At 44.2% G+C, this 13,576-nt stretch carries 19 protein-coding genes; 7 read left to right on the plus strand and 12 right to left on the minus strand.

Annotated features, from left to right (window positions below; all coding sequences use genetic code 11):
- Positions 1–83 precede the first annotated feature (83 nt).
- The 4 genes from C7B77_RS10735 to C7B77_RS29175 all read right to left on the minus strand — a co-directional run bounded on the left by C7B77_RS10735 (position 84) and on the right by C7B77_RS29175 (position 3,733).
- The gene (locus C7B77_RS10735) at positions 84–1,214 is read right to left on the minus strand and encodes a tetratricopeptide repeat protein (RefSeq protein ID WP_106303980.1); all 1,131 of its coding nucleotides are present in this window, start codon (positions 1,212–1,214) and stop codon (positions 84–86) included.
- Between the two features lie 155 nt (positions 1,215–1,369).
- Positions 1,370–2,149 (minus strand): ABC transporter permease, encoded by a 780-nt coding sequence (locus tag C7B77_RS10740; RefSeq protein WP_106303983.1) that lies wholly within the window; start codon positions 2,147–2,149, stop codon positions 1,370–1,372.
- A gap of 155 nt (positions 2,150–2,304) precedes the next feature.
- Entirely contained in the window at positions 2,305–3,435 is a 1,131-nt protein-coding gene (corA, locus tag C7B77_RS10745; protein WP_106303986.1) for a magnesium/cobalt transporter CorA, read from the minus strand.
- Positions 3,436–3,511: 76 nt separating this feature from the next.
- Complete coding sequence (locus C7B77_RS29175) at positions 3,512–3,733, minus strand: hypothetical protein (protein ID WP_146138261.1); 222 nt, start codon at positions 3,731–3,733, stop codon at positions 3,512–3,514.
- 146 nt (positions 3,734–3,879) lie between these two features.
- Between C7B77_RS29175 and C7B77_RS10750 the strand changes: the two genes are divergently transcribed.
- From C7B77_RS10750 to C7B77_RS10760, 3 genes are all read left to right on the plus strand, one after another.
- A complete protein-coding gene (locus tag C7B77_RS10750) occupies positions 3,880–4,311 on the plus strand; it encodes an EamA family transporter (RefSeq protein ID WP_106303989.1) in 432 nt (143 codons plus the stop codon).
- 10 nt (positions 4,312–4,321) lie between these two features.
- On the plus strand, positions 4,322–5,113 hold the full coding sequence (locus C7B77_RS10755) for a DUF362 domain-containing protein (RefSeq protein ID WP_106303992.1): 792 nt from the start codon (positions 4,322–4,324) through the stop codon (positions 5,111–5,113).
- Between the two features lie 198 nt (positions 5,114–5,311).
- Positions 5,312–5,791 (plus strand): low molecular weight protein-tyrosine-phosphatase, encoded by a 480-nt coding sequence (locus tag C7B77_RS10760; protein ID WP_106303995.1) that lies wholly within the window; start codon positions 5,312–5,314, stop codon positions 5,789–5,791.
- Here the strand turns inward: C7B77_RS10760 and C7B77_RS10765 are convergent.
- Complete coding sequence (locus tag C7B77_RS10765) at positions 5,788–6,363, minus strand: 5-formyltetrahydrofolate cyclo-ligase (RefSeq protein WP_106303998.1); 576 nt, start codon at positions 6,361–6,363, stop codon at positions 5,788–5,790. The genes C7B77_RS10760 and C7B77_RS10765 overlap by 4 nt on opposite strands.
- A 68-nt stretch (positions 6,364–6,431) precedes the next feature.
- On the opposite strand from C7B77_RS10765, the gene C7B77_RS10770 reads away from it, so the two are divergent.
- The gene (locus tag C7B77_RS10770; protein ID WP_106304014.1) at positions 6,432–7,316 is read left to right on the plus strand and encodes an alpha/beta fold hydrolase; all 885 of its coding nucleotides are present in this window, start codon (positions 6,432–6,434) and stop codon (positions 7,314–7,316) included.
- Positions 7,317–7,382: 66 nt separating this feature from the next.
- On the opposite strand, the gene C7B77_RS29855 is transcribed toward C7B77_RS10770, so the two are convergent.
- Positions 7,383–7,541: a hypothetical protein gene (locus C7B77_RS29855; RefSeq protein ID WP_181243803.1), complete on the minus strand. Its 159-nt coding sequence runs from the start codon at positions 7,539–7,541 to the stop codon at positions 7,383–7,385.
- Between C7B77_RS29855 and C7B77_RS10775 the strand changes: the two genes are divergently transcribed.
- Positions 7,540–7,803, plus strand: coding sequence for an FTR1 family protein (locus C7B77_RS10775; protein WP_181243804.1), 264 nt, complete (start codon positions 7,540–7,542; stop codon positions 7,801–7,803). The two genes, C7B77_RS29855 and C7B77_RS10775, sit on opposite strands and share 2 nt — an antisense overlap.
- Before the next feature lie 77 nt (positions 7,804–7,880).
- Positions 7,881–9,074, plus strand: coding sequence for a Coenzyme F420 hydrogenase/dehydrogenase, beta subunit C-terminal domain (locus tag C7B77_RS10780; RefSeq protein ID WP_106304001.1), 1,194 nt, complete (start codon positions 7,881–7,883; stop codon positions 9,072–9,074).
- A gap of 103 nt (positions 9,075–9,177) precedes the next feature.
- On the opposite strand, the gene C7B77_RS10785 is transcribed toward C7B77_RS10780, so the two are convergent.
- The 3 genes from C7B77_RS10785 to C7B77_RS10795 all read right to left on the minus strand — a co-directional run bounded on the left by C7B77_RS10785 (position 9,178) and on the right by C7B77_RS10795 (position 11,625).
- Positions 9,178–9,705, minus strand: a complete 528-nt coding sequence (locus tag C7B77_RS10785; protein ID WP_106304003.1) for a hypothetical protein — start codon at positions 9,703–9,705, stop codon at positions 9,178–9,180.
- 153 nt (positions 9,706–9,858) lie between these two features.
- Positions 9,859–10,848 (minus strand): hypothetical protein, encoded by a 990-nt coding sequence (locus tag C7B77_RS10790; RefSeq protein WP_106304006.1) that lies wholly within the window; start codon positions 10,846–10,848, stop codon positions 9,859–9,861.
- Positions 10,849–11,022: 174 nt separating this feature from the next.
- On the minus strand, positions 11,023–11,625 hold the full coding sequence (locus C7B77_RS10795; protein WP_146138262.1) for a hypothetical protein: 603 nt from the start codon (positions 11,623–11,625) through the stop codon (positions 11,023–11,025).
- Here C7B77_RS10795 and C7B77_RS29860 point away from each other — a divergent pair.
- Positions 11,617–11,775, plus strand: a complete 159-nt coding sequence (locus tag C7B77_RS29860; RefSeq protein WP_181243805.1) for a hypothetical protein — start codon at positions 11,617–11,619, stop codon at positions 11,773–11,775. The two genes, C7B77_RS10795 and C7B77_RS29860, sit on opposite strands and share 9 nt — an antisense overlap.
- On the opposite strand, the gene C7B77_RS10800 is transcribed toward C7B77_RS29860, so the two are convergent.
- The 3 genes from C7B77_RS10800 to C7B77_RS10810 form a co-directional block, all read right to left on the minus strand.
- The gene (locus C7B77_RS10800) at positions 11,772–12,278 is read right to left on the minus strand and encodes a hypothetical protein (protein ID WP_146138263.1); all 507 of its coding nucleotides are present in this window, start codon (positions 12,276–12,278) and stop codon (positions 11,772–11,774) included. The two genes, C7B77_RS29860 and C7B77_RS10800, sit on opposite strands and share 4 nt — an antisense overlap.
- A gap of 237 nt (positions 12,279–12,515) precedes the next feature.
- Entirely contained in the window at positions 12,516–13,034 is a 519-nt protein-coding gene (locus C7B77_RS10805) for a hypothetical protein (RefSeq protein WP_181243806.1), read from the minus strand.
- Between the two features lie 25 nt (positions 13,035–13,059).
- A complete protein-coding gene (locus C7B77_RS10810) occupies positions 13,060–13,536 on the minus strand; it encodes a GUN4 domain-containing protein (RefSeq protein ID WP_245894155.1) in 477 nt (158 codons plus the stop codon).
- Positions 13,537–13,576 lie beyond the last annotated feature (40 nt).

Genomic DNA, 13,576 nt, shown 5'->3' on the forward strand with positions numbered 1-13,576 from the left:
GTGGGGAGCGGGGGCAAGAAATAATAGCTTAATTTCCACCATCTAGTACTAGTCTATAATGTCTGTGAAAATGCACCGATGAATTACTTCTGATTTTGAACTTGCCGAGCTAAGTTGAGGGCATTTGTAGATTGGGTTTTACTACCTTGCTGCTGATATAGTTGAGCCGCAGTCTTCAGATCGCTGACAGCACCGCCGCGCTCTTTGAGAGCCTGACGAACCACACCTCTGTTGTAATATGCTTCGGCAAAATTAGGATCGAGTTCGATCGCTTTTGTAAAGTCTTTCGTCGCTCCTGCCAAATCTTTAATTTTTTTGCGCGCTAGTCCGCGATTATTATATCCAAAAGCATAGTCTGGTTTGAGTTTGATACTTTTATCGTAGTCAGCGATTGCCCCCGATTCATCGCCCAGCGTGCGCCGGAGATTTGCTCGATTGTAATAGCTCAGATAATAATTAGGATCGAGCTGAATCGCTCGATCGTAATCGGCCATCGCACCTCGATTATCGCCCAGATCGGCTTTAGCCCATGCTCGGTTATTATAGGCTAGATGGTAATTAGGATTTGCTTTGATTGCCAAATCGTAATCGGCAATTGCGCCTTGACGATCGCCTGACTGGTATTTAGCCAAGCCTCTGTTCAGATAAGCATCAGCTCGATTGGGTTGCAGGTTGAGTACTTGCGAAAAGTTAGCAATCGCCCCTTGCAGATCGCCCGATGCTTGGATAAGATTGCCCCGATTGAGATAAGCATCGGTAGATTTTGGATCGATTTCGATGACGCGATTATAGTCGCTCAAAGCTCCTTGTTTGTCGCCAAATTTGGCTTTGGCAACCGCTCGATTAAAATAGCTATTTACATTCCGAGGATTTAACTTAATTACCCGATCGTAATCATCGATCGCATTCTGGCGATTGCCAGAAAGGTCGTAAGCAACAGCTCGATTGTAAATAGCTTTTTCAAAGTCAGGAACGATCTGAATCGCTTGAGAAAAGTCAGCGATTGCCCCAGCATAATTTTTCTGAATTAACTTTTGATTGCCAGAATTAAACAGAGCATCAGCCTGTTTTTGAGGATTTTGAGCTAGGTTGAAACTATCCTTGATGCCAACTGGTAACAGATTATCGGCGATCGCCCGATCTTCAGTAACGATCGATAGAGTAATGAGTATCGATAGTGCAGTTATAATTTTAAAAGTTATCAATGTTTTCATAATTAGCAAATTTAATAAACTGACAATATTATTCGATTGCTGACTATACTTTTGATTTACAAAGTCGAACTGGCAAATGGTTCGGTTTACTATAATTTTAACGCTAGTTCGGGCGCATAGTCGCCAACTAATTTAGCTCGATGTCATCCTTGGCTTCAATCTAGAGAGCGTAGTTGTGCGTATTGATTGAAATAACGATTGGCAATTGCACTAGTGACTATTGTTGCAGCGATCGTATTGCTTGCCATCACCATAAATAGTACGACAATCTGATAGCCAGCAGCATTCACGGGTTGAACTCCACCTAACAATCCCCCCGCCAAAAATCCCGGAATCGTCACTAAACCAGAGATTGCCAAAGTATCGATCGTGGGTACTAAAGTCGATTTTATCGCTGTTTGACGATAAGGCGCGATCGCTTGGGCTGGAGTGGCACCCAAACTCAGCCGAGTTTCGATCTCAGCTTGATGTCGCTCGATCTCCCCGATCGCACGTTCTCCGGCAATTGCCGTACTATTGAGTAAATACCCTAGACTTATTCCCGCACAGGCGAGTAAATATTGCGGTTGCTGCCAACTAGTCGGCTTAATTACGACTAAAATCGTGTATCCTACGGCCACAATTAACCCCGTACAGATAGCTCCACCGACGATCGGTGCTAAATTCTTCATTCGATCGCCGATCCGATTGCTAGCAGCGATCGTCGTCGCTAATGCGATCGCACCGATACCGCCGATAGTTACTAGCGGACTATTCAATTGCCAGATGAGCTGCAATCCAAAACCCATCACCAATAACTGCAAACACGCCCGCGCCGCTGCTATCGCAATTTGTCCCGCCAATCCCACGCCTTGCCATCGTAACAAACCGATCGCGATCGCAATTAAACCAAATGCCCAGCCTAAATCTTGTAAGTCTAATACGCGAGGAGTCATGGGGGGTGGGGTGGATGAGTGGATGAGTGGATGGGTGGATGGGTGGATGAGTAATGAGTAATGAGTAATGAGTAATGGGTGAGGAACGCAGTTCCAAGTGACTACCCACTATTCACTATCCACTATTCACTATTCACTATTCACTATTCACTAATTCAAATTACTGACTTAAACCAACCGCGTTTCCAAAAGAAAAATACCAAACTACCAGCGGTAATTCCCATCAGAGCCAGACAAAAAGGATAACCCCAATACCAGCCTAATTCAGGCATATTAAATGGGGATTTGGATCGATCAAAGTTCATCCCGTACACGCCAGCAATAAATGTTAAGGGAATAAAGATTGCCGAAACAACAGTAAGTAATTTCATAATTTCATTCATTCTATTACTAACTGCCGAGAGATAGACATCCATCAATCCAGTTGCAAGTTCTCGATAGGTTTCAACCATATCCATGACCTGGACGGTATGATCGTAGCAATCTCTCAGGTATACTTGGACGTCATTACTAATCAGCTCGCTACCATCGCGAATTAGAGAATTAATAGCATCTCGTTGCGGCCAAATTGCTCGACGGATTGTCAATAATTCGCGGCGAATTTTGTAGATTTTTTCTAATGTCGATCGACTGGGACGGGTAATAACTTCATTTTCTAACTCTTCAATTAATTCTCCGTAGTATTCTAAGACTGGGAAAAAGCCATCGACGATCGCATCTAGCAAACAATAAGCCAGATAGTCTGCGCCTTGCTTACGCACGATACCACGATCGAATTCGATGCGTTTTCTAACTCCGTGAAAGCAGTCTTGCTCCGGTTCTTCTTGAACAGTGAGGAGATAATTTTTGCCTAAAACTAAACTAACTTGCTCCTTGAGGAATCCAGTTCGCTCTGGATTGAGGATGACCATAGTCGCAATAATTAATAATTGGTCTTGATAGTCTTCAACTTTCGGGCGTTGTGGTACATTGACGACATCTTCAACTAACATTTGGTGTAGGTTAAAGATCGAACCTAAAGCTTCCCATGTCGCATTGTTTCCCAATCCTAAAACATCGATCCAGGAGACAGTATGCGTTTTCAAGTACTCATTAATTGTTTCGGGATCTTTAATAACTGTCCGTGAAAAGTTATCTCGATCGTAATCGATCGATACTAGCTCTGCTGGTGGTGCATCTTCACTCAGATGTAGCTGTCCCGGCATCGTGCCCGGTCGATCGTAAAAATATCCCAACCGAGATGTTTGGGGCGAACGATAGGTAGAGGGAAAATCTAAGTTTGACATGCTGCTAAGAATAGACAGGTAGGTGGTCGAACCGATCGAAAGGGTGAGTCGATAATCTCCAAATGAATATCTGATTCTAACTCTTTCCACCGTCTGTGGTGTATCTCTCGATCGGTACTCCCGATCTCCACACGCACGGCAATAATCCGATCGGCAATACTACGTAAACGATCGAGTACTTCGACACTACCACGATCGAGCTACCCGACGATCGATGAGTGACTCTTTGGCTTTGCAGGTGGGAAACGTAGAGGCGTGGGGTCAAATCTTGAATACCGAGCGATCCAGACGATCGCATATGGTTAAACTAATAGTGGATAGATGCTAGCGAGCGATGAAGATACTCAATCTCAAACTCTAGGTCGGATCTGTCAACTAACCGCTCTATACGATCGATCGCCGTCTCATGATTGAGACTACTATCCTATTTTGACAAACTAATTCATGGAAGATAACCTCAATTTCTGGTGGATTTATGCTTTGCTTGCAGCTTTCTTTGCTGCATTAACTACCATTTTTGCCAAGATTGGGGTCGCCAATGTCGATGCTAATTTAGCAACAGCCGTGCGAACTGTAATCATCTTGTTCTTTGCCTGGGGGATCGTATTGGCACAAGGCAAGCTGCCTTTATTAGCTACGATCTCCCCTCGATCGCTGATTTTTTTGATAGTTTCTGGGGTGGCGACTGGCTTATCTTGGCTGTTTTATTTTCAAGCACTAAAGTTAGGTAAAACTGCCCAAGTCGCGCCGATCGATAAATCTAGCGTTGTGATGGTAATTCTGTTTTCAGCACTCTTTCTCCAAGAACCGCTCACGTCTAAAGTTATCGTCGGCGGATTGTTAATTGTCGTCGGCACTCTAGTTTTAGTATTGTAATCTCGATTTTGTGAATAATCCCACTTCCAACACTCATACGGCTCCAACTCGATCGTTTATTTATCAACCGCCGCCCTCGGCTCGGGACGCCAGACATATTTTAGTCAAACCCAATCTCGGCTACCCCCTGGGAGCACCATTTACCGTCAGTATGGGCGTTTTGGGTAAAGTCCTCCAAGCCCTCCGTCAAGCCAGCCCCCACGCCCAAATCTCGATCGTCGAAGGCGTCTGTTCTCCCATGAGTCTTCACGATATTGCCAGCAAAAATGGGCTGTACGCGCTGCTAGACGATCGCATGGAACTGCTCGATGCCGATACGCTCCCACTAGTCGAATACCCCAACCTCTCCCCCACTCCCGTCCGATTTCAGACGATGTGGGCACCCGCACTCCTCCAGCAAGTAGACTGTCGGATTACGATCGGTACCTTCAAGCGCACGATGCTGAAAGATAAACCACTAATTTCGGCATCGCTCAAAAATCTCTACGGACTCTTCCCGCGATCGAAATATCACGCTCGCAGTCTCAATTCGCGCGGACAACTCCACAAACCATCCGTCCCTCTAGTCCTTCAAGATGTCTATTTCTGCATCGGACATCTATTCGACGGCGCAGTCGTCGATGCCGATCTCCGCATGATTAGCCCCGATTGGAAACCCGATCGCGGTCGGACGATCGAGTTTGGTAAGATATTTGCGGGCACCGATCCAATTGCTGTCGATCGAGCCGCCTGCATCGCCACTGGAGAACCCATCCCGGATTATCTCGATGAGATAGATCGACTCCGCCAACAATCCAAATAAGACAAATCAGGATTTAAGGATTTAGAGGATTAGGTTACTGGTAATAACCCAACTCCCAACTCCTAACTCCTAACTCCTAACTCCCAACTCCCAACTCCTAACTCCCAACTCCCAACTCCTAACTCCCAACTTCCAACTCCTAACTCCCAACTCCTAACTCCCAACTCCCAACTTCTAACTCCCAACTCCCAACTCCCCATGAAACTCCTCTTCGTCTGTCTCGGTAATATCTGTCGCTCGCCAGCCGCCGAGAATATTATGAATCACCTGGTAGCCCAAGCCGGAATGAGCGATCGAATCGAGTGTGACTCAGCCGGAACTGCTAGCTATCATACTGGCAATCCACCCGATCGACGGATGCGAGCTGCCGCCGCCAACCGAGATCTGCCGATGGTTGGCAAAGCTAGGCAATTTACCAAAGCCGACTTTACCGCCTTCGATCTGATTTTGGCGATGGATCGCGAAAACTATCACAATATCCTCGCACTGGATCCTCAAGGGCAATATCGCGACAAAGTTAAACTGATGTGTGACTTTGCTACCCAGCATCCCGATAAAGAAGTTCCCGATCCCTATTATGGCGGTGCCGAAGGCTTTGATTATGTTATCGACTTGCTGGTAGATGCATGTAGTGGACTGCTGCAAGAGCTAGAAACCACAACTGCTAAAAAGGTTTAGCAGGATAATTGAGTTACCCAGCTAGATAAGCCCAATTCCGTACATACGGCATTTAGTGGCAGATCCCAAGGCTCGATCGGCAGTGATTCCACATAGGCAAAATCGAAGATAATTCCGATCGTCGGAATCTTGCGCCAATCGGGATCGGCGCGGAGGCGATCGTAATAACCACCGCCATAACCCAAGCGATAATTATTAAAATCGATCGCGACAGCCGGAACCAGAATTAGATCGATGTTACTAGCTGCTAGCACGGATAATTCTGCGCTCGGTTCTAAAATTCCATATTCTCCAGTTACCAACGGTTCTGAAGGCTGCCAGTGGTGCCAGAGTAGATCTTTACCCACACATCGAGGCAATCCCCATTGTTTATCGGTAGCTTTAAATAACGAGTTGAGATTTGGCTCTTGGCGACAGCTTTGGTACGCCAAAATCGTCCGTGCCTCGATAAATTGGGGACAATTGGCGAGGAGATCGCAAATGCGGTCGCTGTGCATTTGCCACACTTCTGGTGCTAAAGCTTGTCGCTGCTGGATAAATTGGCGACGCAGAGTCTGTTTTTGCTGATGCACGATCGTTAGTCCCAGCTAAAATGTTATGGATGACACTTATTGACGCCCGCGCGAACTTTTCACCACTGATGTTTCCAAGTTTTTTACCTAGTAGTGTCGATCGACTTACAGAGCCAGAATCGATCGAGTTCGCCAGTCAAATTCAACGCACAGACATTATCACATCCTTACTCCTTCAATCGATCGCGACTAGTTATGTGCGTCAGGGCGCGGGTGGAATCCCGATCGTCTTTTTACATGGATTCGATAGTTCGATCTTGGAGTTTCGACGAATTATCCCAATTATTGCACTACATCGAGAAGTTTGGGCGATCGATCTCTTAGGATTTGGCTTTACCGAAAGATTGCCCGATTGCCCGTTTAGTTCTGCCAGTATCCGCACTCATCTAGAAGCATTTTGGCATACAAAGATCCAGCAACCGATAATCTTAGTCGGTGTCTCGATGGGTGGTGCTGCCGCGATCGAATTTACCCTCAAGAATCCCGCAGCCGTCGATAAACTGATCCTAATTGATAGTGCTGGCTTCACTCAGCCACCAGCGATGGGTAAGTTTTTAATCCAACCGTTGGGCAATTTAGCCACTAACTTTTTAGCGAGTCCAAAGGTACGTCAAAGTGTTAGCGAGAAGGCTTATTTCGATCGATCCTTTGTGACTGAAGACGCACAATTATGCGCCGCGTTGCATTTAGAAATGCCGAATTGGAGCGAAGCTTTGATTGCGTTTACTCGTAGCGGTGGCTATGGTTATTTGCTCGACAGGTTGCCAGCGATCCAGCAAGAGACTTTAATTCTCTGGGGTAAGCAAGATCGCATCCTGGGAACTAAAGCCGCAGAATTATTCGAGAAACATTTACCAAAATCTCAACTCAAATGGATCGATAATTGCGGGCACGTTCCGCATCTGGAAAAGGCAAAGATTACCGCTGACTATATTTTAAATTTTATTAAATAATTATTCACATTTCATACCCGCGACGCGCATAACTCTACAGAGCATCCGAGCTGACATAAATGTTATCTAATGGATGAAGGTGACTTTTGTTATTAATATCCGTCGCTTTTTCCAGGCGATCGGCCTATTATTATTGCTAATCGTGTCGGGTTTGGTGGTATCGTCATTGGGATATTTTGACGCAGCGACGATATCACCGCACACAGCGCGATAGTCGGCTGGCATGTGCGTTTGCTATGAAAAATTTACTAAGGTGTATTCTTGTAACTTGAGTGGCTTAGTCTGGAATGCCAGCAAATTCCTTGCAGAAGATAAATCTTCAGGCTTGTTGTTGAGTGCGTTATTTGGCTACACCGACAAACTCTACTTAGTCCCAGCACTAGCTTACATCAGATTTACGATCTCGATCGGGGGTCTATATTTCCGCACCCTCAATCCCCCATCGTCAAAACGATCGCATATTGCCGCACCTGCCAAAACCAATTAAATAGTGATGTAACTAAGTCCGATCGAGAACCGGGAATTTCCGTATAAAATAACAAGACAATCGATCGAGTCTCCATCATGACTGCTGCGCCCAAACACCAGAAAGCCAAAGCTCTCAAACCCAATAGCAAACGCCCTGCTAAGGAACTATGCAGCGAATGCGGGTTGTGCGATACCCACTATATCCACTACGTCAAAACCGCTTGTGCTTTTATCAATCAGCAGATTCCTACCTTGGAGACTCAAACCCACGGGCGCAGTCGGGATTTAGACAAAGAAGATGACTTATACTTTGGCGTCCATCAGCAGATGATGGCAGCGCGCAAAATCGAACCGATTCCTGGTGCCCAGTGGACGGGAATCGTCAGCACGATCGCGATCGAAATGTTGGAGCAGGGACTAGTAGAAGGCGTTGTCTGCGTCCAAAACACGCCCGAAGATCGTTTTACACCAATGCCGATAATCGCGCGGACTAGAGAAGAAATCCTCGCGGCTAAAGTCAACAAACCCACCCTCTCACCCAACCTATCGATCCTCGAACAAATCGCCGAATCGGGCTTGAAGAAGCTATTAGTCATCGGCGTCGGCTGTCAGATCCAAGCCTTACGCGCCGTCGAGAAAGAATTAGGCTTAGAGCAACTATACGTCCTCGGTACCCCCTGTACAGATAACGTCACCCGTGCGGGCTTACAAAAGTTTTTAGAAACTACCAGTCGATCGCCCGAAACCGTAGTTTACTATGAATTCATGCAGGACTTTAACGTCCACTTCAAACATGAAGACGGTTCGACAGAATTAGTCCCCTTCTTCGGCTTGAATACCAAAGAATTAAAAGACGTCTTCGCACCATCTTGTTTGAGCTGTTTCGACTATGTAAACTCCCTCGCCGATTTAGTCGTCGGTTATATGGGCGCACCCTATGGCTGGCAATGGATCGTAGTTAGAAACGATCGCGGCCAACAGATGTTAGATTTAGTAAATAATGCTATTGAAACTCAAGCTGTCATGTCCAAAGGCGATCGTACAGCCGCAGTTCAACAAAGTATTCCCGCCTACGATAAAGCAGTCACATTACCAATGTGGGTAGCGAAAATCATGGGTGTCATCATCGATAAAATCGGCCCCAAAGGATTGGAATATGCACGGTTCTCGATCGATTCTCACTTTACCCGCAATTATCTATTTACCAAACGCAATTATCCTGAAAAGTTAGAGCAGCACGTCCCAGAGTTTGCGAAGAAAATTGTCGATCGATATAAATTGCCAGAGTAAGCGATCGAGTTTGTGAAAGTTTGTGTTCTCAAATAAAATTAGCCTACATAAAATAGAAGCACGTCGCTAGAATTTTTCACCTAGATTTAGAGGAATAACCACCCTACTTCTTCTGATTAATTTTCTGAATATTCAATGTAACTAACGATGGCATCCTGCTTTCCTGTATTGACATCTCTTCTCTAAGTAGCTCACGAGTATTAGAAATTTGATCCGTGAACCATCGATATAATTCCGACTCTTCACGTACTACTATAGAGCGTTGCTCCCCAACAGAAAGTCCATTACTGCCATCAGAAGGATTAAGTTGATTGTTTAGATGGCTGAACTCTATTCCTTTTTGATAAAGTTCATCAGCTTTTTTCACAATTTCAGCAGTAAAAAGGAACTCGCATTCACTAGATTCAGCATAAAACTGCATAACACGATTATAATTAACATTTCTGTTACGGGCTATTTCACTCAAGTATGACATAAATACTTGGTAAATTCTGAGTCGCTTTTCATACAAATCTTTTCTTAGGATCGAACGGCTGACTTTATGTTGTTGCCAAGCAATATAGACTGTTATCATCGTAGTAACTGGCGTTAGCAAGGCACTAAAAACATCAACTATTTCTTTTAATGTCATCTTTAGAAAAGTAGGTTAGTGTAGACGCTCTAAAACTATGTGAAGCAATAACTGCATCCGATTTTTGAGATCGATTATAGCATTCTCGATCTCTACTATCGAGCGAATTGATTCTAGTATTTCAGAGATCATTCGATTTCGATCTTTCAACTATCAACTATCAACTGAACTAAGCCACTCTTCCATCTGAGCCACCGTCTGCCAACTAAACATCCCTACAATCAAATCGTCGAGTTGCTGCTCATTCAAAGCCGCGAGTTGACTCGTCACCTTTTCCGTTGGTACATATCCCTGAAACTTCACACCAATCGCTCTGGTTGCAAATTCCAGTTTACCTTCTAGTTTCCCTCTTTGTTCGCCCTTCCGTTCCGCCTTATCCATCTCGGCATCGTACCAAGCATCGATCTCTGCCATCGTTTTCATAAACTCTTGCTCCTCTGCACTTAAACTGTTTGCTGGTAAGTCTTTGAGATATACGCAATATTTGAGGCTTGCCCGTATTGTATCATTTTTCTCCCTTCGCTCTGGCGATAACCGATCGATGCCCTCAAACGCTCGTCGAGCGGAATCCTTATTCCCCAACAGTTTCAACCACATGGTTTCCGAGCTGTATTCTAACTGCTCGATAACGACGATTCCCATCCGCAAAAGTTTGACTGTTTCATATACGCCGACACCGAATTCTGGATGCGGTTTAGCTCCACATAGTTCTAATAGTTCGGGACTACAATTGACAGTCAAAATCCACGTAAACGGATTTTGGTTGTCGATGAGCTGGAGCGATTCGGGAGATAATTGCTGATATTTAGCCGTCTGTTGCGCTTGTTTTAGTGTTGTGGCTAATTCTGCTTGTTTCGGCTCCCAATACAAGTTCTTGCGTGTGATGGATTTGTGGATGTGCTTTTCCTGAGCGTATCCACTGTAATGCTCGATAATAATGGTTGGATGAACTTTCATCAACGCATCGAATAAACCTAAATCTTCCTGTTGCCAGCCAAATTTATCCGACTGAGCGACAAACATAAAATCTATTTCCAGATCTTCATCATTTCGGACTTGGATGTTTTGAATTGTCTCGCCTTTGGATTGATATAAGGAACGCAGATAAAATTTAAAAAATCGGTCGTGTTTGTACTGAGCCATTAATTTCTATTCTCGATGCTGACGATCGCAAATCTCGCACTCATATCGTGCCACAAAATGATACACAAATCGATCGCAATTGTCTATCGATCGTCAATGCTACTGCTCTGCGACACAATTTAACGATCGTCAAAATCAAGAAGTGTTCCAATTGTATCGATTCTATCCCGATCTTTAGGGTGAGTAATAATATCCCCACTTATACATCGACATCGAACCAGTCGGCGTAACGACTACTCGTTGATTTGGGTATTTACCAGATCTAATTTCAGCTTCATCTCTATTTTCTATCCAAGAAAAAGTGCGTACTGTATTATCGTTAAAATAACCCACTGGTCTGACAAACTCCTCCCAAGGAGCACTAAATTCAACCATCCCGACTCGATCGCATCCAGCAATAATTTGGGCACCCAGATTCACCATTAATTGTGGCGATCGACTGAAAGTTCCTAAGACTTTTTTACTATCGCTAGTTAGATGAATCGAAACTAATTCTGGTCGAGCGGTTGGATATTCATAATAACTATTGCGGATTCTATTTTTGTCTATCTGAATATTAGACTTAAATACTTCTCCCGATAGTCCAGCCGTCGGCTTGAGACTAAAATAGCCATTTTTAATCAATTGGTTCTTAACTGAGTTAATCGAAGCTTCACAACTCGCGTTTGTTTTTTTAGGCAATTTAACTAGCCCTTCTTCTCTAGCAACAGTGACCGCAGACGGAATATTCAAGGCGATCGTACTAAGAATAATCGCAATTTTAGATATATGTTTCATAATTCACCACTTGTCTCTGTTGTTAACGACTACGAACCAGCTCGGTTTTGTGTAGAAGCTTCATCATCAAAATCTTGGCAATCGGCCATCAATTATCAATTATCAATTATCAATTATCAATTATCAATTATTAATTATCAATTAGATTAACGGCTCCATCCATTTGCAGAACATCCTGTAATCGGACTGGGTGCAAGTGTAGACAAACACCAATAAGTTTTCCCATCAAATATAACGCCATTCTTGACGTATTTTAGATCGGAAATATCTTCCCACTGCTGTTCTCCACCCTCAGTATCATAGCGATATCGATCGCCTTTAACTTCTAAACCCTGGTCTGTCGCGCCTACCCAATAACGACCGTCTACAATTTTATTTGACGATGTATCTGTCTGTGCGATTTCAGTATTTTTCTCGATCGATTCCGATCGAGTCACTACTCCGTCACTAGTAGTTGTAGAAGTTTTGCTATTGAGTCGAACATTATTATTGCCTTTAATTTCAACTTTTTGACTATTTTCGACTCGAACATCTTGAATGGGTGTATCGATTTTAGTGCTACTTCTAGATTCTGTCGATTGTCGATCGCTAGAGGTATTAACATTCGTACAGCCGATTAAAATTGTGCTTAGTAAACCAATCGTCGCTAACATTGCGATCGATTGAGAATATCTGCGATTGTGCTGTATCATATCCGATCGAGTTTTATAATAAAATTGGCAATCATAGCTCGATAATATTTTTATTGACATTCTCAAATAGCTAATCGGCTATGTGGGGCTTAGTTACTACCCTATTAAGTTATTCATCAAATTGCGGTTGCTTTCCTGACATTTTGGGTTAAATAGAATAGGGAATACCAAAATCCTTGTAGATCGATTTCTGCCCCTTTACCCTTTACCCTTTACTCCTGTTGATAAGATAATTAAACGATCGCCATAAATACGAGAGAGCCATTGCGGTCTGCCCGCACTTATCTTGCGATATTGCCCTGCTGCGGAAACATTATGCCCAAAACCGCAGTTACTTTGCTGTTCTACTTTCAATCCGCCACCTACAAAATTCATCGTAATCGCACATTCAGCTTCTGCACCTTCCGGTTTAAATATCGCCGTGCGATTTTGAATCGTAGCAATGCCTCTACCCGTGCCCATATTTGCCATCGGACTCCCATTGGCTAGCTTGTATTCGTAAGTACCCGAAAACTCAACTTGGAGGCGTTGTTTGCCCAATGCCCAAATCTTAAAAGTGCCAAACTTAGATTTCCAAGTGCCGTTAACTTGTGCGCTGGTGACAATGTTTGGCTGGGCTTGTGCGGTGGCAGTTGCAAGGATGAGACAGCACAAAATAATCGCGATCGATCGAGTCTTCATATTTTCGACATTGGCTAAATCACCCTTGACAGCCACAGCGATTATAGAGTTCCGAATCTTATTAAAGCTTTAAAATAATTCGATCGAAATTCAATATAAAGTAACCAGTCCAGCCCTTAGAGAAGCTCCACCAACCACTTAGTGCAAAAATATACGCTCGTGGCAAACTTCCTGGCGGAGCTTGCAAGTCACAATTAAAGTCATCCCACTCAGACAACCATCTACTACCGACACGCCACCGTACAAATTCACCAAACTTATTCTCGCTAATTGTTTGCTGCATATTGTCGGATGATTTACAACCGAGCTGACGCCAAATGTCTCGTTGAACGCTAAATCCAAAGCGACCGTTACTATATTTAACCCACAGTCGATCGATCGCGGCTAGAGCCTGGGGAGAGATACTTTTGGCATCTTCAGCCAATAACCAACCTTCTCGCTCTCGCCCAGATATCTCCAGTAAAAGTCGTTTAGTTTCGAGATCGGCATCTTTCCAATTACCTAGTACTGAGCGGCGTAAATAAAGCCAGTATTTCAATCACATAACGGTTTGCCTTTGTAAGTCCACTTAAAAGGCT

The sequence above is a fragment of the Chamaesiphon polymorphus CCALA 037 genome (genome assembly GCF_003003845.1).
GTDB classification, from domain to species: domain Bacteria; phylum Cyanobacteriota; class Cyanobacteriia; order Cyanobacteriales; family Chamaesiphonaceae; genus Chamaesiphon; species Chamaesiphon polymorphus.